General features: G+C 43.4%; 17 protein-coding genes and 1 other RNA gene. 5 read left to right on the top strand and 13 right to left on the bottom strand.

What is annotated here, in order from left to right; genetic code table 11:
* Positions 1 to 284: 284 nt before the first annotated feature.
* Entirely contained in the window at positions 285 to 1376 is a 1092-nt protein-coding gene (dinB, locus tag DW640_RS01745) for a DNA polymerase IV (protein WP_008760075.1), read from the bottom strand.
* Positions 1377 to 1588: 212 nt separating this feature from the next.
* On the opposite strand from dinB, the gene DW640_RS01740 reads away from it, so the two are divergent.
* On the top strand, positions 1589 to 2980 hold the full coding sequence (locus DW640_RS01740) for a DUF4419 domain-containing protein (RefSeq protein ID WP_011109248.1): 1392 nt from the start codon (positions 1589 to 1591) through the stop codon (positions 2978 to 2980).
* Between the two features lie 135 nt (positions 2981 to 3115).
* On the opposite strand, the gene DW640_RS01735 is transcribed toward DW640_RS01740, so the two are convergent.
* The 7 genes from DW640_RS01735 to ssrA all read right to left on the bottom strand — a co-directional run bounded on the left by DW640_RS01735 (position 3116) and on the right by ssrA (position 12877).
* Positions 3116 to 4291 carry a DUF1735 and LamG domain-containing protein gene (locus DW640_RS01735; RefSeq protein WP_011109247.1) on the bottom strand — a complete coding sequence of 392 codons (1176 nt, stop codon included), beginning with the start codon at positions 4289 to 4291 and terminating at the stop codon, positions 3116 to 3118.
* Positions 4288 to 5445 carry a glycoside hydrolase family 18 gene (locus tag DW640_RS01730; RefSeq protein WP_181590421.1) on the bottom strand — a complete coding sequence of 386 codons (1158 nt, stop codon included), beginning with the start codon at positions 5443 to 5445 and terminating at the stop codon, positions 4288 to 4290. The genes DW640_RS01735 and DW640_RS01730 overlap by 4 nt, the downstream gene beginning before the upstream one ends.
* A 12-nt stretch (positions 5446 to 5457) precedes the next feature.
* Positions 5458 to 7086: a SusD/RagB family nutrient-binding outer membrane lipoprotein gene (locus tag DW640_RS01725; protein ID WP_117576964.1), complete on the bottom strand. Its 1629-nt coding sequence runs from the start codon at positions 7084 to 7086 to the stop codon at positions 5458 to 5460.
* Positions 7087 to 7093: 7 nt separating this feature from the next.
* A complete protein-coding gene (locus tag DW640_RS01720; RefSeq protein ID WP_117576962.1) occupies positions 7094 to 10414 on the bottom strand; it encodes a TonB-dependent receptor in 3321 nt (1106 codons plus the stop codon).
* Between the two features lie 167 nt (positions 10415 to 10581).
* Positions 10582 to 11568, bottom strand: coding sequence for a FecR family protein (locus DW640_RS01715; RefSeq protein WP_072066237.1), 987 nt, complete (start codon positions 11566 to 11568; stop codon positions 10582 to 10584).
* A gap of 46 nt (positions 11569 to 11614) precedes the next feature.
* Positions 11615 to 12166 (bottom strand): RNA polymerase sigma-70 factor, encoded by a 552-nt coding sequence (locus DW640_RS01710; RefSeq protein ID WP_008760068.1) that lies wholly within the window; start codon positions 12164 to 12166, stop codon positions 11615 to 11617.
* A gap of 314 nt (positions 12167 to 12480) precedes the next feature.
* Positions 12481 to 12877, bottom strand: a transfer-messenger RNA (tmRNA) gene (ssrA, locus tag DW640_RS01705).
* Positions 12878 to 13199: 322 nt separating this feature from the next.
* Between ssrA and DW640_RS01695 the strand changes: the two genes are divergently transcribed.
* Together DW640_RS01695 and DW640_RS01690 are read left to right on the top strand one after the other, a co-directional pair.
* A complete protein-coding gene (locus DW640_RS01695) occupies positions 13200 to 13640 on the top strand; it encodes a DUF6078 family protein (protein WP_008760067.1) in 441 nt (146 codons plus the stop codon).
* 197 nt (positions 13641 to 13837) lie between these two features.
* A complete protein-coding gene (locus tag DW640_RS01690) occupies positions 13838 to 14989 on the top strand; it encodes a lactonase family protein (protein WP_008764554.1) in 1152 nt (383 codons plus the stop codon).
* A gap of 72 nt (positions 14990 to 15061) precedes the next feature.
* On the opposite strand, the gene DW640_RS01685 is transcribed toward DW640_RS01690, so the two are convergent.
* On the bottom strand, positions 15062 to 18343 hold the full coding sequence (locus DW640_RS01685) for a DUF5107 domain-containing protein (protein WP_072066231.1): 3282 nt from the start codon (positions 18341 to 18343) through the stop codon (positions 15062 to 15064).
* 21 nt (positions 18344 to 18364) lie between these two features.
* Positions 18365 to 19747 carry a sugar porter family MFS transporter gene (locus DW640_RS01680; protein WP_032813586.1) on the bottom strand — a complete coding sequence of 461 codons (1383 nt, stop codon included), beginning with the start codon at positions 19745 to 19747 and terminating at the stop codon, positions 18365 to 18367.
* Between the two features lie 162 nt (positions 19748 to 19909).
* Between DW640_RS01680 and DW640_RS01675 the strand changes: the two genes are divergently transcribed.
* On the top strand, positions 19910 to 20797 hold the full coding sequence (locus tag DW640_RS01675) for an AraC family transcriptional regulator (RefSeq protein ID WP_008764551.1): 888 nt from the start codon (positions 19910 to 19912) through the stop codon (positions 20795 to 20797).
* 94 nt (positions 20798 to 20891) lie between these two features.
* On the opposite strand, the gene DW640_RS01670 is transcribed toward DW640_RS01675, so the two are convergent.
* Positions 20892 to 23105, bottom strand: a complete 2214-nt coding sequence (locus DW640_RS01670; RefSeq protein WP_117576960.1) for a beta-N-acetylglucosaminidase — start codon at positions 23103 to 23105, stop codon at positions 20892 to 20894.
* A 205-nt stretch (positions 23106 to 23310) separates the two neighbouring features.
* On the opposite strand from DW640_RS01670, the gene DW640_RS01665 reads away from it, so the two are divergent.
* Positions 23311 to 24951 carry a beta-N-acetylhexosaminidase gene (locus DW640_RS01665; protein WP_008760061.1) on the top strand — a complete coding sequence of 547 codons (1641 nt, stop codon included), beginning with the start codon at positions 23311 to 23313 and terminating at the stop codon, positions 24949 to 24951.
* A gap of 265 nt (positions 24952 to 25216) precedes the next feature.
* On the opposite strand, the gene DW640_RS01660 is transcribed toward DW640_RS01665, so the two are convergent.
* Complete coding sequence (locus DW640_RS01660; RefSeq protein WP_048696800.1) at positions 25217 to 25855, bottom strand: M23 family metallopeptidase; 639 nt, start codon at positions 25853 to 25855, stop codon at positions 25217 to 25219.
* Between the two features lie 11 nt (positions 25856 to 25866).
* A complete protein-coding gene (locus tag DW640_RS01655; RefSeq protein WP_008760059.1) occupies positions 25867 to 26532 on the bottom strand; it encodes a B3/4 domain-containing protein in 666 nt (221 codons plus the stop codon).
* Positions 26533 to 26571: the final 39 nt, after the last annotated feature.

Genomic DNA, 26571 nt, shown 5'->3' with positions numbered 1-26571 from the left:
AAGTACATTCAGAAGCTCTCACCCCACCCGTGAAACAGACGCTCTGTTCAAAGCAAACAGACATTCTATTTAGGGCAAACAGAGCCTTCATTCAGAGTAAACAGACATTCCGTTTGAAAAACATCCTGTTGATTGGATACAATCAAGCGGTCATTTCATATCAAACGACCGCTTAATTTGACTCAAACAACTGCTCGGTTTGCCCCAAAGGAGCGGTCGTTTATTATAAACAGAAACTTCATTTGAGCTTCTATAAAATTTCCACCGATGGTAAAACCTGAACTTTATTCCCAATCGCTAAACTCAAAACTGAGCTGCTCCCAAACTCCATGTTGTTCATCCGCCTCCTCTTTCGGATTGGAAACAGAAAGCCCGATCAAGCGGATAGGATGCTGTTCGTACTCCACACTTTTCAATAACTCTTTAGCGAGTGGAAGGATGCGGTCTAATGTGTACAACTCCTGCGACTGCGTAATACTTCGGGTAATCTGACTAAAATCATGAAACTTAATCTTCAGAGTTAATGTATTTCCTTTAAACTCTTTACGTTGAAGACGTTCTATTAATTCTACCGCTACATGATACAATTCGATGATAACGGAAGAGTGAACCGATATATCTCTTTCCAGCGTTCGTTCACAACCGATAGACTTCCGAATACGAACTGCCTCAACCGGACGCTCGTCAATCCCCCGCGAACATTCATAATAGAGCGCCCCCACCTTTCCAAAGTGGGCCGTCAGCATTTCGAGCGAGCATTTACGTAATTGAAGACCATTGTGAATACCAAGCAAATGCATCTTCTTTGCTGTCACAGGTCCTACTCCCCAAAAAGATTCAATCGGAAGTCCGGCGATGAAGTCCAGCGCCTGGTCAGGATGTATGGTACATAGTCCATCCGGTTTCCGATAGTCCGATGCAATCTTTGCAAGAAATTTATTATAGGAGACTCCGGCAGATGCAACCAAGTTCAACTGTTCCCGGATACGAAGTTTTATCTCCTTTGCAATATCAACTGCCAGAGAGATTCCTTTCTTATTCTCCGTAACATCCAAAAAGGCCTCATCCAAAGACAGAGGCTCAATTATATCGGTATACTCATGAAAGATTTCGTGTATCTGACGGGAGACGGACTTATAAACATCCATTCTTCCGGATACAAAAATAAGCTGGGGACATAAACGTTTCGCCTTCTGAGAAGACATGGCGGAACGGACCCCGTAACGACGGGCTTCATAACTGGCTGCTGCCACAACTCCCCGCTCCTCGGCATGTCCCACCGCCAAGGGTTTGCCACGAAGTTCCGGATGATCACGCTGTTCTACAGAAGCGTAGAAGGCGTCCATATCGATATGTATTATCTTACGCTGAAACACTTGTATTCAAATTCCATAGCAAACTTACTATAATTTTCCGAATAAACAGCCTCTAAAATAATACGCGCCTATTTTTTTAGAAGCACAGGACATAAAAAAGATTCGATATCATAGCGATTCCATTTCTAATAATACTATATTTGTATATTGTTATCTATAATCTATCAACAGGAAAATATTTGAAATACAAACCATAAAGTAAATTTAGTATTATGAAAAAACTACTATTCTATTTATTCATTCTATGCAGCACTTCCATAGTTGCTCAAAATGGAATTACTTTTGAAGTTGAACAACTCTCCAAGCCCGAAAAATTATATCCCGTGACTTCCCCTGATGAAATCTACAGATATCTGATGCTATTTGACAATGAATCAACCATTCGAATTACAGAAAAAGACATCTGGAAACCTCCATTTAATGTAATAGCCAAGAGTGAATCTCCTGACAGTTTATTATACTTCGGGTATAATTCTTTTTTCTGCGGTATGTATCAGGCTTATGCAGATCATAGGCCGTTCGTTTTATCTCCGGATATGATTTGGCTACTGATTAATCAAGGTTTTGCCCAACATGTGAATGCCAACCATGAGTCTTTGAGAAAATATTTTGTAAATTTCTCCGGAAAGGAATCTTTAATTGTACAATCCCATAAGAAACTGAAAGACCCGAGTCTTTTATGGGAAGAAATTTTCCCGCAGTTTACGGAACAGATAAGAAAAGAGGTAGGAGGCCATTTGGTTGAAACACTCACTTGTAATTTCTCTACAACGACCTCTTTGGAAAAGACTGTTTCTGAAATAACAATAATGGAAACGGTAAAATCATACTTCGAGTTTATCACCATAATGATTGTTTGCGGTATTCCGGAAATCACGCTTGAAGGGACACCACAAGACTGGGAAAAAGTTTTAAATAAAGCCAGAGGACTAAAAGAATATAAACTCGAATGGTGGATTTCACAACTTGAACCTCTTTTGGAGGAGTTTGTGAAGGCATCAAAAGGAACAATAAACCAAGAGTTTTGGCGCAATATGTTTAAATGTCATTCGCCAAAGTCATGCGGAGCTCCCGAGACTTTTGATGGATGGATCATTAAATTCTTTCCTTACGACAATGAGGGGAAAAGAAATAATCTAAAACAGATTGTGGGTCGTAAAAAGCTTCCGAGCGAGATAGTAAAAGTTGATTTAAAGTATATTGAAGCATACAATGACACCGTAATTGAAACACCACTGGAGTTGTGGTCCGGTTTCATCGGACTCAAACAAAACAATGAGAATTTTGCACTGAGACCACAAATTGGCTGGATGGTCAAAAAGAAAAACACAGACAACACCGGACTCATAAACAGATTGAAAGCCGATGCCAAAGGCAGGGGTATCAACCTTAGAGTGAAAGAGTTCCCTTCCGTCCTGCTGAAACTTGAAGAAATAAAACAGTTGGAGCTTACCTTTATTAATGAAATTGATATACCGGACGAACTGTCAAAAGTGAAAATCGAAAGGTTGAAGCTATCCGGCAGAATTACTAAAGAAGAGATGCAACGTATCAAAACTTTATTTCCCAATACCGACATTAAGATAAACGGAAGTAGAATATAACAAAAATATTACCGAGTAATTCACAGAAACATAAAAGAAATAATCAGGATTTCATATAAATAAAAAATAGGGGCTGAATTCTGCATTGAGAATTCAGCCCCCGCTATTTAATCTACCTAGAAAACAAACCTATATTTATTCAAGCCGAACCCTCATATCTACTACCGTCGGCTCTACAAAAGACTGACTACCACCGGTTTCACCACGCAAACCATTATTGGAAGTTGCGTCATTATGATTCGGTGACTGGTCGAGCACATACCACACTCCGTCCCGTTGTTCGATATCTTCTCCATTCAGTTTCCAATAACCGACCAGACCATCTGAACCTGAATCGACAAACATCATATTTTCACGAATCTGATTCGCAGTACGGGCTACCGACCATAAACGAACCTCACTCATAAATCCGTTCCATTTACGATTCCGGTCATAGTCATAAGCATAACCGATGCAGAAACGTTCGTTCAAGTCGAATGTCAGTGAGCCTACCGTCTTTTCTGCTATTTTCTCTCCATTGAGATAAAGAGTAGCCATTCCCGCAGAAGCATCGTAAGTGAACGCTACATGATACCACTGATTCAACAGGAATATAGATACATCGGGCATCTGAAGTGCAACACTTCCGGCCATTTGAAGCTCGTTATCAGGATGATTCAAGTCACCGGTACGCATAATCAAAGTACCTTCATTGCCCATAATGGTGCCCAGATTCTTCCAACGTTCGGCATAAACCAATGCTTCGTAGGTGACAGAACCCATTGTTTTATAAGCAGTCGGCAGACGTACATCAAGCCAGCCCGGATTGATACGGTATACCTTATCAATAATAATTGGTTTCCTTACTACAATATAAGTAACGCTCGAACTGCTTATCTTTTCAATGTCCGTACTGTTCACTATTACAGGCAGAATATACGTTACCCCGTCTTCCCCCTTGGTAATGTTCTTTACCGACAATCCGCAGGGATCAGCATACAGTTCGCCTGCTTTAATGGTCGAAGAAGTTCCTGTCATTTCATAGTTATCAGTCGCCAGAAGCTGTCCGGTCGTCCCGTGTTTATGATTGTAGTCATCCACAAGGTCCTGCCCTCCTACCTGATAGTTCACATTTACATTACTCTTCACCATCGTTGAAAGCCGCGACACCAATTCGCACTCGTAGGTATCCGCTTCAACTTCCACTCTTATCACATTACTTTCAAAGTAAAGTTTCGGTTCCAACAGATCGCTTTCGCTGTCGTTGCAACCCACACTAGAGAAAGACAATGCAACTAGTGCACCTGCATATAAGATTTTGATACGTTTCATTGCTGTTCTGTATTTTCATTAGATTGATTGTCCATATATTCCTGATAAGCCTGCAGATTGATCTGTATAGCATGACGCACAAAATTGTAATCACGGGCATTATCATAGTCATTATCAAGTCGGAAAGCACCGACGCCACCTTTCGGACCATTGGCATGGTTATAAGCAGCCTGAGTCAAAAGTACACCACCGGTAGTCCAGGATGACTCAAAGTTCTCTGTAAAGATGTGCTTACGATAGTCGTAATATTCTCCACACCAGCTTTGCAAGGTACTCACTCTTCGATCGAGATTGGAGTCACCATATGCCTGAGTGATGAAATAGTCAAAATAAGGAGCAGATTCTTTGTTAGAGTTCCATATTTCACCGTCAATCATAAAATAGTAGTACTTACCATTCGGACGCTCGGTTGCCATCGGACCAAAGTATTTTCCTATCTCTTCTACCAGATAATGCAGAAACTCACCACGCGGACCACCTCTGCGGTCTTTCAGACTGCCTACATATCTTCCGCCGTCACCACCATTATCGGGTTCCCAGTCAATGTCCAGACCATCATAATCAGTCGCAACAATCGTGTCTACCAATGCTTTGGCATAGCGTTGAATGGCTGCGATATGGTCTTCAGCACCTTTCTCTCCACTGGTAAATCCCCAATAAGCTTCTGTTGCCTTATTGACCAGTTCCGTGATTTCCTCACTGGAAGCATTCGGGTTTTCCGCCTGTACTTTTTCTGAAACGGAAGCAGGCGTAATACCAGTTCCAATATTATGCAAAATGTAACAAACCGTGATCTTACCGCCTTTCTTCTTTTGGAAAATCTCCTTATCAGCCAGTTTCGCTTCATTCAAGCCGAATGGACCACTCCACATCGATACCATGTCGATGCTGTCCGGCAAAGAAGCCAAATATCCTTTACGAATAGGTCCCTCGGGAGACCAGTTGCTGAACCATCCGAAGAAAATAGGACGTCCGTAACCCTGACTGGTTGCCTTCCATGCACGAAGATCGGCATAATACTGTGCACTTTCTTCATTGTCCATCGTGTTGTAACCGCCGATATGTTCAAAGTCCTTGCTCTCTATATCGACACACGACGCAATCATTATCCCTATAACAGGAAGTATATATAATATTCGTCTTAACATTTTCATATGAATCATAGTTTAATAGATTTGATTTTTACAATCCCACCACAACTGAGTTGTTGCTTTGTCTTTATCAAGACCGCCCAAGAGCTTCAATGCTTCTTCATAATTAGCTCTATCCTCTGCCGACTGATAGAAACTTACAGGATACACCATACGACGAATACCACCTTCACGAGTAACGCCCTGTCCGCGGTTGGTCTGCACCTGATTCAGTTTCGGATAACCGGTTCTTCTCCACTCAGTCCATGCTTCGTGACCGTTCGGATACAATGCAATCCACTTCTGAATCATGATCTTCTCCAGTTTCTCTTCCGTTCCACCGCTGAAGGCAGGTGTCGCAGTAGTAGGAGCCGCAGCATTGTAACTGTAATAGGAGGCTCTCATATTATGGGCAATCGGAGTCAATCCGGAAGCCAGATAGTCGTCTACAGACGAACTGATACCATTTTCATCAAAGGACATGGCAACTCCTTGTTCGTACAGTGCTTCCGCATCACCAAATTCGCTTCCCCATCTCAACGCAGCCTCAGCTCTCAGGAAATAAACTTCGGAAGCACGCATCCAGTAAGTCGGAGTGTTCGAGGTAATATTGGGCTTGGAGAAATCGGTATAAATCGTATTTTGCTGATTGGCATTGCCGGGAGGCACCGCCTGATAGTTTTTCCCGTCAAAAGCCGCTACCGCATACGCACTGGGAGAAGCTTCAAAATAAGCACTCAGACGCGGGTCCTGATAACCCAACAAATAAGAAAACATGGAAGAGCCCATGCGACACTCATTATACTGATTGGCCAGCCACTCGATGTTGTTACGAAAGACCATTCCGGCTCCGGTACTCATCTGGGCTTCGTCTGATTTCGAAGTCATCACTCCAAATGTATGATTCAAAGCCTGGCGGGCATATTTCTGTGCTGTCGTTTCGTCCGCATAACTGATACGCATTGCCAGACGCAACATCAGTGAATTGGCGTATTTCACCCATTTTCTCGTATCACCGGCATATACGGCATCATAATCGGCAACAATGGTTGCCCCTTGTTCCGCTCTCACAGTCAAAATGTCGATAGCAGCTGTCAGATCGGTAAACATGGCATTGAATGCAACTTGCTCGCTGTCGAAAGGTATCACCAGTGCAGGTTCTCCTGCATGGGTGTAAGGAATAGGACCGAAAGATTCAAGCGTTTTATGCCATGCAGATATCTTCAGAATCTGAGCCAAAGCAAAGATTTCCGGTGTTTCGGTCTTTTCGGATTCTTGTTTTATCTTTTTCCAGGAAGACAGCAGTGTCGTATATGAATTGGTATAAGTAGCCGCCACCCAATTGTCCTGCAAGTAATAGGTAGTATTATTACTGCCGCTATACCAGTTATTGTTCTGTCCGAAAAATCCGCTCCACGAATCGGCTGACAGATTATATGCAACCTGATACTGGTTGATGGCATCCGTATCATCAGCCTGAGTTCCTACGGTGACTACAGCTCTTTGCATCGCTGTTACAGCACCTCCGACAGCAACACCATCTCTTATACCCATTTCGTCGGTCATCTCGAACGGATTGGTGTTTAACTCTTCGAAGTCACAAGCAGTAAAGAGCGACAAAGCGCAAATTCCTGCTAATAGTTTATATTGATTTATCTTTTTCATGGGTCAGTTATAATTTAAATTTAATACCGAAACCGAAACTTCTCACACTCGGCTGCATAAAATAGTCATTACCTTGACCGTAAGTTCCTACGGACGGAGTCAGTTCCGGATCGTGCGGAGCTTTGCTATAGAGCATCCAGGGGTTATTGGCAATGAATGACAAAGTAACATCTTTCAGTACATTCTTAAACCAAAGGTCGGGGAACCTGTAACTCAAAGTCAGTTCTTGCAGACGGATATTGGTTGCACTATATACATAATATCCGGAAGTGGTATAGTCACCCGTACCTATCAGCTGATAATACGATTGTGCATCCACTCTCCCTTGTCCGGGCAGTAAGACACCGCCTGCATCGCGTGCTTCGGCAGACGCTTTGGATACTCCGAAGCGGTCGAGAATAGCCTGAGTAGAAGAAGTTACCACACCGCCGAAACGTCCGTTAATCAGGAAGCTGAGTCCGAATCCTTTGTATGACAGCGAGTTGCTCCATCCCAGGTTAAAGTCCGGTGACGTCTTGCCCAAGAAAACCGGTTCACCTTGTTCGAGTCCGTACGAGCCGTCTTGCTTGATTTCAACATACCCCTGACTGTCTTTCTTCAGGAAAGTATTGGCATATATATCGTTGATGCTGCCGCCTACTTTTAATATAACGCGTCCGTTGTCTTTCCTTACTTCGGGTACGTTGATGGGCTCGGGGCTCATGTCAGTACGATAGTTTTCCACCATTTCTTTGATTTCATTGACATTGCGCGAGAAGGTCAGATTGGAGGAGAAGCTAAAGTCTCCGAAACTGTCTCTGTATCCCAACGATGCTTCCCAACCGTGATTTTGCACATTACCAGCCTGCAAATAGATTTGTTTGTAACCCGAAAATTCCGGTAAATCGCCAATAAAGGTCTGATTGTATGTATTCGATTTATAGTAAGTAACTTCGGCACTCAGTTTATTCCATAAACGTACACTCAATCCCAATTCATAAGAACGGGTACGTTCTGCCTTGAAATCAGTAAAAGGATAGATGCCTGTGGGAGCCAGTGCACCACCGATAATCGGAGTGGTCACAGTTCCCGGAGTAAGTCCCGACTGTGATACCGGAGAACCGACTTCCGTATAAGACCCGCGTACCTTTAAATAGGAAATGAACTCGGGCAGTTTCACCATTTCAGAGATAATACCGGACAGACCTACCGAGGGATAGAAAAAGGATTCTTCGCTGGTGTTTACCAACCGGGAGTTCCAGTCATTACGACCTGTCAATGTAAGATAAAGCATACTTCTCCAGCCCAGTTCGACGTTGGCAAAGATAGCGTGATTACGTACGCGACTGTCACCTTCGTCTTCCGAGATACGACCGTTGGAAGGGTCGATGTTGCTGGCGGCAAACAGGTTTGTTACTCCGAGCAAGGTTCCTTTGTAGCCTCTTGCCAGCGACCAGTAGTTAGAGTAGCTATAACCCAAGTTGGCAGAAATATTAAAATCGTTGAACTGCTTGTTGATATTCAACATAAAGTCGGCATACTCCTGACGGTCTTTGTAATTGCTGTAATCATACAGACCTTTCTTTCCTTCGGCAAATTTCTGATCGGAAGTAGCATAAACCTTACGTTCAAACTGAACATGAGTATCGTCCATACGATAACGTCCGGCAAGATTCATCCAGTCGGTGATCTTATAGCTCAGACCTACATTAAACATATAACGGCTCTTCTCGTTCGTTGCGATGTTGCGGTAAGCAGTCCAGTAGGGATTCTGCGAACCATAGGTTGCATCGGCAATCGGCCAATACTGTATCGGAATATTGCGGCTCTGGTCATAACGCTCGAAAGTCTTGATATCTTCGAAGTCTTCTCCACGGGGGAAAAGGTAGGCAGAAATCACCGGATTCCAGTATTGTCCCTGCGATACCATGTTTTTATCTTCCTGTTTCACATAGGACGCTCCTAAATCCAACTGCAATTTATCGTCCAGAAAAGTGGCTGTATTGCGAATGGTGAAGTTCAGACGGTCATAAGAATTGTTGGGAACAATACCTTTTGAATTGGTGGATGAAACCGAAGCAAAAGTTTGATTCTGCTTTGTACCGGTAGACAAGGTCAACGAGTTGATAAAGTTGGTTCCGGTGTTGAAGAAATCACTCTTGGGATCATACGAATTCGGACGGGCCAGTTTGTCACCCCAGCTTTCGAACATACCTTCTTTATTTCCATACGTGTTCTGGAATTCGGGCATCATGTACGCTTTGCTGAATTCGGATGAAGAAGAAAATGATATCTGTAATTTACCTTCCTGCCCTTTCTTAGTAGTAATCAGAACGACACCATTTGCCGCACTACTACCATACAAAGCAGCCGCCGAAGGTCCGCTCAGAATAGAGATACTCTCGATATCTTCCGGATTGAAATCAGCAATACCTTCCGTTCCGGCTTTGCCTTCACCCATGATACCACTATCTGTGTTTCCCATATTAGTATTAAACAAAGGGATACCGTCTACTACATACAGTGCATTGTTGTCGCCTTCGATAGATTTAGCGCCACGCATAACGACACGCGTCGCACCACCGACACCACTACCACTCTTGTTGATACTTACACCGGCTATCTTACCATTCAGTGAATTGATGAAGTTGGCATCTTTAATGCCGGTTATATCCTCGCTTTTTATCTGCTGCACATTGTAAGACAGTGCCTTTTCTGCCCGCTTGATACCCAATGCCGTCACGACTACTTCGTCCAGCACTTCCGTATCTTGTTTCATTGTAATCGGGTAAAAGTCCTTATTGGAAACAGCAATCAGTTGAGTTGCATATCCTATATAAGATATTTTCAAACGGGCATTACCGGGACTTTTAATCGAAAAGTTTCCGTCAAAGTCTGTAATCGTCCCTGTAGAACTGCCGTCCACAGAGATATTTACTCCGATCAGGGGTTCACCATTCTCATCGGTTACTTTCCCTTTGATATCTTTGACAGATTGTGCAGCTGCCGGTTTCTTCTCCGTAACTATAATATAATTACCTTGAATCTGATAAGAGAAACCTGTTCCTTTCAAGATTGCATCGAGCGCAGTAGTCACCGATACGTCTTCCAAGTTAAGATCGGCAATTTTCTTTCCTTTCAATTCGGAATCACTATAATTTATAGACATCTTCGACTGTCTTTCCACAGTTTTCAATGCATCTACTACAGTGATATCTTTCTGCTGGATAGTAATTTTACTATCACTTTGAGCAAAAGCAAGGGTCTGCATCAATAATAGACCTAAAAAAATGAGAAAGACTCGCTTTTGAACAACATTATCTGCTCTTTTTTCGTAAATTTGTAGCATCTTTTTAGTATTAGTTAATTGGTTATTATTCTATGATCAATTGAAATAGCGTCGAGATACGCTAATATTAGAAGGACAATGATTTCACATCCGGGAGAAACGGCCATTTCTTCCGGATACTTTTTTGCATAGTACATTAAGTTAAAAAAGGTTCAACAATCGTTTTTCTATATTTTATCAGTTATATAGCATTTATTCCCCTTAATTATATATTTCACATCCCCTGCCACCTGTGTTATTATCTTCATCACCTCTTCCAAAGTGGCTTGCTGTTGAAAACGGAAACTATACGATTTATTGTTCAGGCTGTGAAAGCTATAAACAAAGGTATAGGGAAATTTGCGTTCGAGACTCGTAAAAATCTCATCGAGATGCATATCACTGAAAACCAGCTCTCCACGCTGCCAGGCAGTCACATCCTCTATCCGAGGCGATTGGAGGCTACGTTTCCGGGTCTGTTTATTATACGTTATCTGCTCACTGGGTTTAAGTATTACATTAGATATCAGATTATTAAATTCTACCTTCACACTACCTTCCAGCAGAGTTGCAATCAGTTCATTGTTCTCCGGATAGGCATTCACGTTAAACTCTGTACCTAAAGCTGTTATTTGAAAATCATTGGCTTTCACTATAAAAGGATGTTTTTCATCCGGCTTTACCTGGAAATTTGCTTCGCCAATCAAATATACACTTCTGGTCTTACCGGCAAACTGCTCCGGGTACAGTAAGGTGCTTCTCGAATTTAGCATCACCCGGGTACCATCGGGCAATGTAAGTTCACGTATTTCCGCCGTTGGTATGAAACATTCTACCAAGTCTTTTTGCGGTTTGTCTTTCTCCAACATCAGATAGATAGAAACAGACGATACTGCCAACAGGAAAATAGCTGCTGCTCTCCATATAAGTAACTGATACTTTTTACCGGAACCGACAGACTGCATTCCCAGATTTTGTTGCATCCGTAATATGGACTGTTGCATTCCGCGAGGTACTTTCTGTTCTCCCGCTTGTTGCCACAACGTGTGAAGTGCTTCTTTTTTTTCTTCCGCATGATTGTCGTCAGCCAACCATCGCTGCACTTTTCTACGCGTAGCCAATGAATACTCATTATGCCCGAATAACTCTATGATCTGTTGAATATAGTTTTTCATCATTAATTTCTTCCTTTATACACTAAATACAACTAAAAGAAAAACACTACTTAAAGGAAAATAGAAAAAATAAAAATAGAAGCACTTTTTTTAGTTCTATCAGTGCTAAATACACCTGGTGCTCTACCGTACGGATGGAAACATTAAGCTTTTCTGCGATTTCTTTATAACTTAATCCCTTAAAACGACTCAGCTCGAATATTAACCTTCGCCGTTCAGGCATTTTTTCCAAAGTCAGGCGAACAACCAGCAACATTTCTTCATAATATATATTATTAAGGGCATCTTCCCCTTCTATCAATTCATGAAGCACTGTTTTCTCAAGGTATCCTTCCTGATATTCCCGTTCGATTTGCTGATGCTTGAAGATATTCAGAATAATGTTTCTGGTCATTATAAAGAGGTAGTTATCTAATTCATTTTCATTGTCAAGCCATATTTCCGGTTGTAACCAAAGCTTACAGAAAATATCTTGAGCAACATCTTCAGCATCAACTTCCGACTTAAGCAACAGCTGGGCATAATTCTTTACTTTCGGAAAATTAGAAATAAAAAAACGCTGAAACTTCAGCTCAATTTGGTTAACATTATTTTCCATATCCGCTAAGATTATTATCGATTACAAGTATAAAAGTAGACATTCTCAAAGATTAGAACATAATAAAGATATATTATTAATACTTGTTTGCATATATTTATAATTATTCCGTATATAAAACAAAAACACATAAATATTGACAATACCAAATAGCCATATTATCATACCAAAAGAGAATAGAGTGATAGGATGTATAAGAAATTGACTTTGTATCTAAAAAGAGATAAAATAAAGGATCAACAATAAAAAGGGGAGTAAAAGAGAAAAACTGCAAAAAGAAAAAGCTCTGATAATCAGAGCTTTCATTTGTTTTTAAGTGGAGCTGGAGGGAATCGAACCCTCGTCCAAACGAGGAAATCATAAGCTTTCTACATGCTTATCTTTGCCTAAATTTTCGTGCAGGAGCAGAACCAAAGCCATCAATTCCTGCCTTATCCTCTAAAGTTTCATCAAAAACGCGAGGCCGCTTCTGACTATCCCCGATGTTACTGCACCACTGAACCGGAATGCTTCGGAGCAACAGCTTCCGAGTGATGTCTCGTCCTGGCACCTAGTGCCTGGATTAAGCTAATCTACTGTGATTCGATTAAGCAGCAAGAGCGTAATTAGTTTCGCCAGATAAAGTTTTGATAACTGAGATTTAAGTGGAAATTACCGACCCACTGCATGCTTACCTACCATTTCTGCCCGCTGTCAAATCCAGTCAACCCCATGACTTTGTAACGGTCTGAAAATCAAAAGAAAACAATCGATATTTTATATTTAAGAAACAAATAAGGGATAAATAATGCATCATATCCTTTCAATAATCCTGTTTTCTTTGGCACAAAGATACATATTCTTTTGTTACTAACCATCATATATTTGCAAATATTAGCCGATGATATGCTATCCGGTATACAGAGATATATCATGAGCGGAGGCAGACTTGGCTCCCAAACATACAACATTTGTAGGCCCGGTTATTTCCAACTTACCAACATTATCCGTACATTTGTGGAATATAATAAATACTATCAACCTCAAAAAAGCAATGGAAGAACCATTTGATTATTCTCAAGTACCTTTCACATTCGGAATGTGTGCTGCCGAAAATTGCCCGCAAGCCTCGACTTGCCTGCGACAGATAGCTTTAAAACATGCCCCTGCAAACAAAGTTTTTCTGCCAATTATGAATCCAAACCATATAAAGGGCATAAAAGAAAAATGTGACTATTTCTGTTCGAACGAAAAGGTGCGTTACGCCAAAGGATTCATGTGCACAATAAATGCACTCACAGTGCGCGTGGCAAACACGTTCCGCTATCGGATGATCGGATATCTGGGACGTAAAAACTACTACTTGAAACGCAGTGGCAAACTGGCGCTCACTCCCGCCGAGCAGCAATGGATTATAAATACCGCCAAAGAACTGGGAGTCATTCAAAGTGAGTATTTCGACAGTTATATAGTAGAGTATAACTGGGACAGGTAAGGGAGATTTCCGTTTCAAGTAAAGAAATGACAGTTTCCTCGTAGAGAAACGCAAGTATCCCCGTAGAGAAACGACCGTTTCCTCGCCGGGAAACCATCGTGTCCTCGTAAGGGAACGACAAGGAAACTGCAATCATCTATTATACAAGACATTAGTATAGACTAAGGAAGTTGCTATCTAATAAAAAGAACCTATATATGCTAAAAACTTTTGCAACCATCTGTATTATCGGTATGTTCACATCTAGTTGTACATCAAAAAAGGCTTCCCGGACCGAAGGCTCCCATGAAGCAGAACAGGAACTGACAATGATTGTCGGTACTTACACTTCGGGAGACAGTAAAGGTCTCTATAGTTTCCGATTCAATGAAGAAAACGGAACCGCAACCGCACTCAGTGAAGCGGAAGTGGAAAACCCATCTTATCTCGTACCTTCTGCCGACGGCAAATTCATCTATGCAGTCAGCGAATTCAGCAACGAACAAGCTGCTGCCAACGCATTTGCTTTCAATAAGGAGGAAGGAACTTTCCGACTGCTGAATACGCAGAAAACCGGAGGCGAAGATCCTTGCTACATCATTACCAACGGAAGTAATGTGGTTACTGCCAATTACAGTGGAGGAAGCATTTCTGTCTTCCCGATCGATAAGGACGGTTCACTTCTCCCCGCTTCTGAGGTGGTGAAGTTCAAAGGTTCGGGAGCCGACAAGGAACGTCAGGAGAAACCGCATCTGCATTGTGTCCGCATCACGCCGGATGGCAAATACTTATTTGCAGACGATCTGGGCACGGACCAGATACACAAATTTATTGTTAATCCGAATGCAAAGGCAGACAATGAAGATGTTTTTCTGAAAGAAGGAAGTCCCGCCTCTTATAAAGTAGAAGCCGGTTCGGGTCCCCGCCATCTGACATTTGCACCGAATGGAAGCTATGCGTATCTCATCAATGAACTATCGGGAACAGTCATTGCGTTTGAATATAACGATGGAGAGTTAAAAGAAATTCAGACAATTGCTGCCGACACTGCGGGAGCCAAAGGAAGTGGTGATATTCATATCAGCCCGGACGGCAAATTCCTGTATGCAAGTAACCGGCTAAAGGCTGACGGGCTGGCGATCTTCAGTATCCATCCGGAAAACGGTATGCTGACGAAAGTTGGTTATCAACTGACAGGCATTCACCCGCGCAACTTCATTATCACGCCTAACGGCAAGTATTTGCTGGTGGCTTGTCGGGATAGTAATGTGATACAGGTTTATGAAAGGGATACAGATACAGGATTACTGACGGATATACGTAAAGATATAAAGGTGGACAAGCCTGTCTGCATCAAATTTGTACCGTAAACAGGAAGAAGTACTTGGTTAGCACCGGACAGAAACAAGAGTACGCCGGTCCTAACCAAGAACCAATACTTCCTAACCAATCAGACTACGAAAAGCCTGAATACCCTGATGATTGATATCCAATCTTTCTACCTCACTCAGCAACCGAACGGATTTCTCTTTTTCGTTCAATCCCCAATATCCCAATGCCATCATATATTTGCAGTGAATGACGTTTCGTATGGTCAGGTCATCTTCCCATATTAACAAATCGGGTAGTGACACTGCAAAATAATCCATTTTAACCTTGTCAAAAAGATGTTTCTCTCCATAAGTTGTCAGTTTATGGAAGCGTCCGTTAGCCTCATCCATGCGGTTCAGTTTCAACAATGCCAGTCCCTGATAGAAAATCTTATCCGGTTTTGCATCATTGTAATACATGGCAGCAGCCGGTTCGGTAGGACCGACAATCGCTTGTTCCCAGCATTCTACCGCTTTATCATTCTGCCCCAGACCTTCATAAGCGCAACCCATGAAATAATAGAAATCATTTTCCTGTGCACCGTGCAACTTACCTTCACCCAAGTGATGTGGATATTCAAGACACTCTGCCAGCAACGAGACAGCTTCACTGTAATTCCCGGCTTCAAGTGCTTTCTTCGCCAGTTCCACACGGGCAAACTGATATTGTCCCGGTACTTTTCCTTCGCCGCCTTCCCACGGATGGAAGATATGCGCATCAAGTAACGTTTTAGCCTTTTCATACTCGCCTGTCTGATTCAGCAAAGTGATCTCTTCCAGTACGAGGTCGTCACGTTGCGCTATCAATTCGGGGTATTGCTGCAAGAACGCCAGACGTTCGGAATGCGGACGACGGACACGTTTATAGAGCTGATCCAATTCCATCAACACACGTGCATCGGTCGTATCGAGTTGGAAAGCACGTTCCATATATTCGATGGCTGTTGCTTCTTCATCCTTTTTGTTAAAATTAGCCAAAGCCAGATTACGCCATATCGTAGGGAACTTGTCATCCAGTCCGGCGGAAGTTTCCCATGCTTCGAGTGCTAAGTCGTACTGACGTTTGTCGTAGTACAAATTACCCAGATAATAAGGTGCTTTCGCATCATTCGGGTTTTGTTCCATAGCACATTGCAAAGCAAGAATGGCTTCCAGGCGGTTAGGGAAACAATAGTCCGGACAAGCGCCGGCGGCATCGGCAAATGCCTGTTCCGCACCGGATAACTTACCCTGAACAAGACACCAACCCAAGTAATAATAAGTCATCGGTGTTACACTGTCCTCAGCGATAGCTACATTCCACAAAGAAGCGGCTTCTGTCCAGCAACCGGCAGCACAATAATCGAGTGCGATTTCATCATAGTTGTGAGCTTCGCCACGCATCATCGTTTTTAAAGTAAGCAAGTCTTCGGCAGCATTGGTTATCAGATATTTCTCATAACGGCAACCGAAGTTGAATTTATCAATAGCCAATGAATCTTCAATCACTTGCAAGGCTTCTTCCGCTTTCCCCATCTGACGGAGAATGGTCGTTTTCAGAGCACGCGCTTTATGATTATGCCAGTTGCGGATAAGCGAACGGTCCACTTCATCCAAAGCGTCTTCCAGACGTCCTTGCATCGTAGCAATCTGAGCACAGGCAAAATAACCGGCATCCTGCCAGGCTGCATTCCAGCATGATTTATAGAAACGGTCGTAAGCCTCATTATAGCGTCCCTGATATTTCAAGGCAAGTCCGAGATTATAGATAGGTTCTCCATCATACGGATTCGGGTTGCGCTTCTGCAAGGTCTTCACTGCCGTAAGCAAGTATTGTTCAGCTTTCCGGAAACGGCCTTTACGGATATACCATAATCCGAGCGCATTATTGCTACGTACATCGATCGGGTCACGGCGCAAGGCTTCTTCGTAATAGTCTACCGGATTATAGGTGGCGTGTCTGTATTGTTCCAGATGTAAACCTGTCAGATAGAGTTGCTCGGTTGTTTTTATTTCTTCCGGTAACAAAGCAGCTTCGGCAGCATCCGGAATCGGTTTTACTTCGTCCGGTTCGGCATGCCAGTAAAGCAGTTCCTTGCCGTTTGCGGTGATTTCAAGATTCAGTTTGTTCAACTTCTCCCCTGCTACGTCTACCGTTTCATTCAATAGTTCTTCCGGAGTAATGGTCACTTGCCTGCTATAATACACTTTTCCATCGTCACCTTTCAGCACTACATTAACCACCTGCTTAGATGTTGCGAATATCTTGAAACGTACCTCCTTTTCACCTTCCGGTTCTATGTTCATCAACAAATCTTTGCTTGCATTCTTCACCACTCCCAGTTCACGGTAAGGCAGGAAGTACTGTACGAAGCTCTTTTCTTCGTAAGGTTGCAGCCATGTAAAGTCCGGTTGGTTCTCGGTATAGACACCAGCCATCAGTTCGATGTAAGGTCCGTCCTCGTCAGTCAGATTACGGTCCCATGCACGGCCGAAATCACCGTTTCCCCATGTCCATTGCTTTTTGCCCGGAGAAATATGATGATTTGCCACATGAAGCATACCTGCACAAGTGTCGTTTTCGTAGCCACCCTCAAAGTTGTAACGGGAGTTGACAGCCATATACGAAGTAGGAACTTTGATATTCTTATAGTTCGAAATGTCTACTCCGGCAGAATAGTCCATCTTATAATAAGTACCCGTTGCTATAGGAAAGCTGGATACGGCACGCTTCCCATGATCGAACACCGCATTGATGTCGGGCGGAAATACACTCTGATAGTAGTCGTTCACCGCTACGGCAGGATTCGCCCACCACAGGAAGGTTTGCGGCACTTCGGTACGGTTGTAGAGCACCCCTTTTATTTCGAGAAAAGCATGTCCCGGACGAAGCGTGAAGCCCGCCATCCCTTTCTGATGAAACATCCGTTCCATTTCGTTCACCCATACAGTGACGCTGCCGTCAGCATTTTCTTCAATCGTCGTATCTACAGGCATATAAGTACTGGGACGATGATGCTGAGGCCAGTTAAACTCAATACCTCCCGAAATCCACGGACCTGCCAGCCCCACTAATGCAGGTTTAATCACGTGATTGTAATAAATAAAATGACGTTCTCTGATCTTGTCATAAGCCATTTGTACACGACCGCCTAACTCGGGCAGAATCATCACCTTGATGTATTCGTTTTCAATAAAGATAGCTTCGTATTCCTTATCTACTTTTTCATCGGACATCGATTCGATGACAGGATAAGGATAAACTACCCCACTACTGCCCTGGTAGACACGTTTCTCCAGGAAAATAGGATTCTTTTCCGGTTTACCTACTTCATAAGTAGGAATTACAACCTTTTCTCTCCATGCTTTTACCATGATATTATTAATTATATCTTTTTATTTTATCAGATCTTTCTCCAATGTCTCCAGCGATTTCCCTTTTGTCTCAGGCAATGCACGCAGGAAGAAAAGGAAGCCGAAGACGCAGATAGCCGAATAAATCCAGAATGTGCCGTAACTGCCCAATGCAGTATTCAGCAACGGAAATGTGTAGGTAAGCGTGAAACTACCGACCCACAAAGCGAAAGTACAGGTTGCCATAGCGACACCACGCACGCGGTTGGGGAATATCTCAGCAAGCAGTACCCACGTGATAGGCCCCAAAGACATGGCATAACAAGCTATCGCCAACACTACCAGCACTACCATAAAGAAACCGCTGACCTGAAAAAAGTAACACGCACCGAGAACCAGATAAATACCCGCCAGTCCTCCAGCCCCCAAAAGCATCAGAGCACGGCGCCCCAAACGTTCGACCGTATAGATAGCCACAAACGTAAAGATCACATTCGCTACACCGGTCACTACAATATTAAAAAGTACATCACCCAGCGAATAACCCGCCGACTGGAATATTTCCTGTGCGTAATTGAAAATCACATTCGTACCGCACCATTGCTGGAACACAGCCACGATAACACCCAGTACGAGTACCTTACGGAACGGACGACTGAACAACAATTTCAATCCTCCTTCCGACTTGGAAGCGGAGGTTTGTTCCACCATCTGAAGTTCCCGCTCTGCATAGCGGTTTCCTCCTATCCGGCTGAGCACACTCCATGCTTTCTCCCTCTTGCCTTTCATTGCCAGCCAACGGGGACTTTCGGGAATAAAACAGGCTAGCAGCAAGAATACCGCTGCCGGAAATGCTGCTCCCCAAAACATCCAGCGCCATCCCATCTGCCCGTTCCATGAAGCACAGATATCGGCAGGCGTAAAGTCGGCAGGTATAGGCTCGGCTATCAGCCAGTTGGCTATTTGTGCACCAAGGATACCTAATACAATAGTCAGTTGATTGAGGGACACCAGTTTCCCCCGAATGGAAGTAGGAGCTACTTCGGCAATGTACATCGGAGACAGCCCCGAAGCGATACCGATGCCGATGCCTCCCAAAAAGCGTGCTGCCAGAAACCAGCCGAATACGGAAAATGCACCGGTAGCGTATGCGGAAGATAAAAAGATAAATGCGGAAATCAGCAAGAGAGGTTTCCTGCCATAGCGGTCAGCCATCATACCGGCTACCATAGCACCGATCAGACAGCCAAGCAGAGCTACACTCATAGCCAGTCCCTGCATCGTCGGCGAATCGGCAATACCGAAATAGAGTTCATAGAAAGGTTTCGCTCCTCCGATTACCACCCAGTCATACCCGAACAGAAGACCGCCCATCGCAGAAACCAAACAAATGGAATAGACAAACTTTTTATTATAACTTTTCATACCACTAGAAGATTGATTAATTGATGTTGCAAAGATAGAGCGTATCCAAAGCACAAAAAATAGAATTTCATTTTATAAAGATGGACAATCTTATTTTTAATGTATTATTTGACAGATCGCATACATTATTATATATTTGCGCAGAATAACCAATTATGTACTATGGTAAAACTAAAAGATGGATTTACCGGGGAAAGAGCCTTAGTATTGCCCCGCATCATCGTTGATAAGATGGAAGAGGACCCGCTGACCTCCATGCTGCATATCACTGACATCGGATATTATCCCAAAGCCAAGCATCATTTTCGGGAACGGAAAGAGCCCATCAATCAATATGTCTTTATCTATTGTATTGATGGCGCCGGATCTTACCGGATCGGAGACCAGGAATATACCGTCTCCGCCAATCAGTATTTTATTCTTCCGGCAGGAGTCCCGCATTCTTATGCTTCCAACAAATCGACACCATGGACTATTTACTGGATTCACTTCAAAGGTATTCTTGCTCCGTTCTATGCCAAAGACGCCAACCGTCCGATGGATATTCAGCCCGAACAACACTCCCGCATCAGTACGCGGATCAACCTGTTTGAAGAGATATTCAATACACTCAAAAATGGTTATAGCAACGAGAACCTGCGTTATGCGTTTTCTATGTTTCACTTTTATCTGGGAACGTTACGCTATGTCCAGCAATATCGTAATGCAGGCACCAATGAGGCAGAAGACGAGGGAATAGTGAACGTTGCCATCCACTATATGAAAGAGAATATGGAGAAACATCTGAGTCTGGAAGAGATATCGACACAAATCGGATATTCTCCGTCGCACTTCTCCATGTTGTTCAAAAAGCAAACGGGACACAGTCCGCTTACTTACTTTAATCTGCTAAAGATACAGCAGGCCTGCCTGTTGCTGGATACCACCGATATGAAGATAAATCAGATATGCTATAAAATAGGCATTGAAGATACTTATTATTTTTCCCGCCTGTTCAGCAAGATCATGGGAATGTCACCGCGGGAATATCGTAAATCAAAAAAAGGCTGACTAAAAAGTCGGTGGTAACTTCCAACTCTCCTCCTTCGGGAAGGAGGGGAATTGTGGGTAGTTCAGACTTTTTAGTCAGCCTATATAATCATTCTTATTTCTTCTCTATAGTCAGAACAAACTGGCGCAAATAGACCTGCTGTTCTTCATCACTCACATTCGTGAAGCGGACAAACTTCACAGGAGCTTTCTGCAAACCGGCCGACAATCTGCTTTCTTTCTGCTTCAGATCCACCGTTTTCCATTCCTTACCGTCCGTAGAGATCTCAAGGCATCCCCATGTGCAAGGAGCATCCTTACCAAAGTTTATCTGAATATTCTCTCCCGGATAGATAGCATCCAGTTCTATTTCAACACTGTTTCCTGCTGCCCATTTCACAACTTCATTGGCAGGAGAAATGAGCACACGGTTCGCTTTCACCTGCAACGGCAGGTTCTTGATCTGCTCCACATTACTGATCATCTTATGCGGCATATAATCGGTAGTGGCATCCAGATGAGCATTAAACTTTTGATTGAAGAATTTCACAACTGTGGCAAAAGTCTGGTCAATTAATGGTTTTATCACTCGCGTAGCTGTCTTTACTCCCGGTTGATAAGGATTCTGATTACTCGTCTGATCGATATAGAACATCTGTTGCTGCAAAGCCTTCACATGATTGTATTTCCGCAGAAAATAAGATTCATTCCGGCCTTCTACCATCTTCAGCACTTCTTCTCCCATTTCAGCCGTCAGTTTAAACTGATGCACCCAAGGAGTGATTTCCACAATCAACGGTTTGTTCTCCGTATTCATCAACAGGATATCGGCGGATTCTTTCATACGTTCGAACGTATATTGAAGAGTCTCGAAATCTGCCTTATCGTAATTTTTGCCTTCTTTGAACGCTTTCAGGAAACGTTCGGCAGCCGGTTGGATATCCATAGATTCTTCGCGGCGGTATCCATGTCCGTTAGGTCCCAAGTCGGAATTGTGCATTGCAAAGCATTCAAGTTCTTCCGCTGCACTTGGCAGAATGGTACGGATCGCATCCTTCCACGTCTGCCATGTATCATACTTGGCAGGATTCCAGGCATAACTTGCCACACTATAAATCGCTATCTTTGACGATTCGGCATGTTCCATTGGATTGGTTACAAAGCCCGACATCTCTTTGGCAATCGTAGTATCGTTGCCATACACAGGACCGAGAAGCAGATGATCGCGCACATAATCGGACACCGGGAAGTTCCACCAGATATAAGCCGGACGCTTGATTCGTTCGTTAATCCATGAAATGCCGTCACGGGTAATATCGGAAATGACACGGTCTCCCGTCCACATGATCTGAATGGAAGGATTGAGTTTATCGCCCAGCGTAGTCAGATAATTGCCATTAGGGTTCGACCAGCTTTTATTATATTCCGTAGGGCACATCACCAGTTGGTTTATATCCGGTTTTACCTGTGCGAATTTCTCATCAATGTAGTTCAGTAGTTCCGCTTGTTTCTGCGGATTAGTACCTTCACCGGAGATATCATCAAAGAATACGGCGAACGAACGGACACCGAGCTGATACATCTTCTCAAATTTAGCGAGCAGAAGATCACGATCTTCCTGATTCCATTTGATATCCTGTCCCGGATGGATCGCCCATACAAAGTCAACTTCATTTTCGTTGGCTACCGCCACCAATTCCTGCAACTGGGCAGCTTCTTTGTCGGGATAAGGCAAACGCCAGTTGGGAGCACTATGATACGGATCATCTTTCGGACCGTATATATAAGTGTTCATCTTGTTTTTACCGTAAAACTTCAGTTGGCTGAGGCGTGCCTGATGGCTCCAGGGAGTTCCGTAAAACCCTTCTACCACTCCCCGATACCGTACAGAAGGGTAATCTTTGATTTCTACTTCGGGCAGCTTTCCGTCTTTCAGCAATTGCGCAAAAGTTTGCAGAGCGTAATAAGTACCTCGTTCGTCGTTTCCGGCCAGTACGATTTCCTTCTCATTCACAGACAGGTAATAGCCTTCTTTGTGGTCAGGAATCTGGCGGCTATATTTACGCACACTCTTGTCACCTTTCTCACCAATAGAAATAAGCATCCCTTTCTTGCTGCTTTGCTTACCGGAAAGCAGTTCTTTCAGTACCTTTACAGCATGCGGATTGGCTTCTTCCCCGCCATTCAGCTGATAGACAGCAGGCAGATCGATGGTCTTGTTTTGAACAATGAGTTGTTGAGGAGGAGGTTGCAGACTAACATTCTGCGCAAAGGTAGTAACAGCACACAGGAGGCAGGCTCCCAACAGATAAATCTTGTTGTTTTTCATAAGTTGTAATAATGGGGGTTAGTTATCATGACTTATATCATGGTGCAAAGAAACACTAATTTATCAAATTAAGCAAATTTATGAGGAACCTAGATCAAACAAATCAAAAAGAGCAAACAAAATAATCATAAAGACATACTTTTCTGATTTATTATTTCTATCTTCGTCCGCTGTTATACTTTTTATTTAAATACCCCCAATTACCATGAAAATCAAACATTTTCTACCCCTGCTATTGCTACTCGGTAGCAATGAGATGCTTACAGCACAAGAAATCGCTCTCACCCCACAACCGGCTCACCTTACCGTAAAAGACGGCCGCTTTGAGTTTGGCAACCAACTTAAAGCCAAAGTCACTCCTTATCAGGGAGACAGCATCCGTATGGTCTTTGAATCATTCAAAAAGGAATTGCAAGAAGCAACCGGCATCAAGGTTTCATCTACTCAAAAAGAAGCTAAAGCAAGGATTATCTTAGATTTGAATCCACAACTTCCCGCTGAAGCTTATAAGCTGAACGTCTCGAAAAAACAAGTCCGGATCGAAGCCTCCCGTCCGGCAGGTTTCTATTATGCGCTACAAACGCTAAAGCAACTGATGCCCCGCAACGTAATGGCAGGCGTAGCAACGTCCGACCATTCACAATGGAGTCTCCCATCTGTCGAGATTGAAGATGCTCCCCGTTTCGAATGGAGAGGTTTTATGCTGGACGAAGGCAGACATTTCTTCGGTAAAGATGAGATAAAACGAGTGATCGACATGATGGCCATCTACAAAATGAATCGTTTCCACTGGCATCTGACAGAAGATCAAGGCTGGAGAATCGAAATAAAGAAATACCCCAAACTGACGGAGACAGGCGCATGGAGAAACAGCAAAGTACTTGCATACGGTGACGTGAAACCAGACGGTGAGCGTTATGGCGGCTTTTATACTCAGAAAGATATCAAAGAAATCGTAGCGTATGCAAAGAAGAAATTTATAGAAATCATTCCCGAAATAGACATTCCGGGACATTCACAGGCAGCCGTTGCAGCTTATCCGGAGTTCTTGGCGTGCGACCCGGAGAATAAACATGAAGTATGGCTACAACAAGGGATTTCTACTGATGTAATCAACGTAGCCAACCCGAAAGCGATGCAGTTTGCCAAAGAGGTAATTGATGAACTCACTGAATTGTTTCCATTCAATTATATTCATTTAGGCGGTGACGAATGCCCCACTAATAAATGGCAAAAGAATGACGAATGCAAGAAGCTGCTGAGTGAAATAGGTTCTTCCAACTTCAGAGACTTGCAGATTTATTTCTACAAACAACTAAAAGATTACATTGCCACCAAACCTGCCGATCAACAACGCCAACTTATATTCTGGAACGAAGTGCTTCACGGAAATACCAGTATCCTTGGCAATGACATCACCATTATGGCATGGATCGGAGCTAATGCCGCCGCAAAACAGGCTGCCAAGCAAGGAATGAACACCATACTGAGCCCGCAAATACCTTATTATATCAACAGAAAACAGTCGAAACTTCCCACGGAACCGATGTCGCAGGGACATGGAACGGAAACTGTGGAGGCCGTTTATAACTATCAGCCGCTTAAAGACGTGGATGCTGCCTTGCAACCTTATTATAAAGGTGTACAAGCCAACTTTTGGACCGAATGGGTGACCGAACCTTCCGTTCTCGAATACCTGATGTTGCCACGTCTTGCCGCCGTTGCCGAAGCCGGATGGACACCACAAGAAAAAAGGAATTATGAAGACTTTAAAGAAAGGATTCGTAAGGATGCAGAGCTATACGACCTCAAAGGATGGAATTATGGCAAACATATCATGAAATAAGCAAACGCTTTCATTTGACTGCCGATAACTGGGGAGTGACTAAAAAGTCGGTAGTATCTCAATTCTCCTCCTTCGGGAAGGAGGAGTACCCGCAGGGGGAGGTGGTAGGTGAATACGCAGTCCACTTATTCACTGCAAATTATAGACAACCCTATTTTACCTACCACCCCGGCTTTCAGCCACCCCTCCTTCCCGAAGGGAAGGGGAGATACTATTGTCTTTTTAATCAATCCCCTTCCGTCTTTTTCAGACCATCTCAGTTCTTTCACTTTTTATTTTGTGCCACACGATTATTATTCGCCTGTGGCTTCACCACTACCCCATTTCCATTCTTCGTACATTTAATACATTCCTTTCGTAATGTACCCTCCTTCAGATTGAAAATAAGATTCGGATTAAAATGCTGACCGTTAATGCGGGTTTCAAAATGCACATGCTCCGTAGTAGCACGGCCGGTACGTCCGGTCAGTCCGATAGGTTGTCCGGCTTTCACCGTATCTCCGCTCTGTACCAAATTCTTGAAGTTATGACTGTAAATCGTTTCCAGCCCGTTCGCATGACGGACTACAACCAAATTTCCGTAAGCATAATATGGCTTCGACATACGTACGACTCCATCAAAAGCAGCACGAATCGTATCTTTGGCACACGTCTTTATATCTGCTCCCGAATGTCCTCCGCGAGTTCCGTAAGCGGAAATAACTTTGGCTCCCGGTAAGGGAAAAGCATATTCATGCTCTTGCAAAGAATCCAAATGCAGATATATATGATTGCTTTTCGCAAAAAGTCCGGGAGTAGCAACCCGTACATGATTCACCTCCATAGAAGAAAAAGAGGATTTACTTTGCGCATAAGCAAGAATTGGTAAAAGCAGGACTGTCAATAAAATAAGTATGTTCTTCATGTATTCCTTTATTATTCAAAATAGATAAGCTCGCCGCCATCCGATCCGGCATAATCCCTCAGTAAGGATTGAATCATTTCAGCAGCTTCCTTTAATCCCTCTTTTCCGTTATACCCGTTGACTATCGCGAGAATATGAGTAGTCCCGACATCCATCTTCGTACGTTCGTGGTCACTTGTCGGTGTCCCGATTCCTCCAAAAGAATCTCTGTACACCGGCAATCCTTCAATGTTCAAAATGCCCCGACCGATACCTTCGAAAGGTTCTTCCGCTTTGCCAATGCCAAGTTCAAGATGGTTACCCTGTATCTTATCCGCATCGAAGCCACCGATAGAATGTCCGGTACGGAGAGAAACCAGATTGATAAGGTCAACCAAAGTATCAATCTGATACAAAGGGATGCCACGCATCAGGCGACGGCGCAGCGCTTCTGCCGACGGACGATAACGCCCCGGATCTTTTCCGCAACGCTTATAAGCCTCACGGGTAGCAGCAATCACAGGTTGCAACTTAATGTCTGCCATTTGGGTGGTGGTAGTCAAGTCTTCTGTGAAAGTATTTATTTCTTTCCAAAGTCCATCGCAGTAAGCAGTATTCTTCACTGCTGCATATACGGCTGCTCCGGCAAAAACAGGGCAGGCGTTCTTTATTTCCTGAGATACTTTTATTTCAAACATACTTTTATTCAAGTTTATATCAACTTACGTTCAAGTCTA

This window comes from Bacteroides sp. AM23-12 (assembly GCF_003434395.1).
Lineage (GTDB): Bacteria > Bacteroidota > Bacteroidia > Bacteroidales > Bacteroidaceae > Bacteroides > Bacteroides thetaiotaomicron.
Note: the sequence above shows the minus strand (reverse complement) of the source record. Positions and strands in the feature narration are given on the sequence as shown.

Excerpts from the sequence above, each read along its gene's own strand:
- DW640_RS01740 (WP_011109248.1), top strand. The coding sequence starts at position 1,589 with ATGAAAAAACTACTATTCTATTTATTCATTCTATGCAGCACTTCCATA.
- DW640_RS01735 (WP_011109247.1), bottom strand. The coding sequence starts at position 4,291 with ATGAAACGTATCAAAATCTTATATGCAGGTGCACTAGTTGCATTGTCT.
- DW640_RS01730 (WP_181590421.1), bottom strand. The coding sequence starts at position 5,445 with ATGAAAATGTTAAGACGAATATTATATATACTTCCTGTTATAGGGATA.
- DW640_RS01725 (WP_117576964.1), bottom strand. The coding sequence starts at position 7,086 with ATGAAAAAGATAAATCAATATAAACTATTAGCAGGAATTTGCGCTTTG.
- DW640_RS01720 (WP_117576962.1), bottom strand. The coding sequence starts at position 10,414 with ATGCTACAAATTTACGAAAAAAGAGCAGATAATGTTGTTCAAAAGCGA.
- DW640_RS01715 (WP_072066237.1), bottom strand. The coding sequence starts at position 11,568 with ATGAAAAACTATATTCAACAGATCATAGAGTTATTCGGGCATAATGAG.
- DW640_RS01710 (WP_008760068.1), bottom strand. The coding sequence starts at position 12,166 with ATGGAAAATAATGTTAACCAAATTGAGCTGAAGTTTCAGCGTTTTTTT.
- DW640_RS01695 (WP_008760067.1), top strand. The coding sequence starts at position 13,200 with ATGGAAGAACCATTTGATTATTCTCAAGTACCTTTCACATTCGGAATG.
- DW640_RS01690 (WP_008764554.1), top strand. The coding sequence starts at position 13,838 with ATGCTAAAAACTTTTGCAACCATCTGTATTATCGGTATGTTCACATCT.
- DW640_RS01685 (WP_072066231.1), bottom strand. The coding sequence starts at position 18,343 with ATGGTAAAAGCATGGAGAGAAAAGGTTGTAATTCCTACTTATGAAGTA.
- DW640_RS01680 (WP_032813586.1), bottom strand. The coding sequence starts at position 19,747 with ATGAAAAGTTATAATAAAAAGTTTGTCTATTCCATTTGTTTGGTTTCT.
- DW640_RS01675 (WP_008764551.1), top strand. The coding sequence starts at position 19,910 with ATGGTAAAACTAAAAGATGGATTTACCGGGGAAAGAGCCTTAGTATTG.
- DW640_RS01670 (WP_117576960.1), bottom strand. The coding sequence starts at position 23,105 with ATGAAAAACAACAAGATTTATCTGTTGGGAGCCTGCCTCCTGTGTGCT.
- DW640_RS01665 (WP_008760061.1), top strand. The coding sequence starts at position 23,311 with ATGAAAATCAAACATTTTCTACCCCTGCTATTGCTACTCGGTAGCAAT.
- DW640_RS01660 (WP_048696800.1), bottom strand. The coding sequence starts at position 25,855 with ATGAAGAACATACTTATTTTATTGACAGTCCTGCTTTTACCAATTCTT.
- DW640_RS01655 (WP_008760059.1), bottom strand. The coding sequence starts at position 26,532 with ATGTTTGAAATAAAAGTATCTCAGGAAATAAAGAACGCCTGCCCTGTT.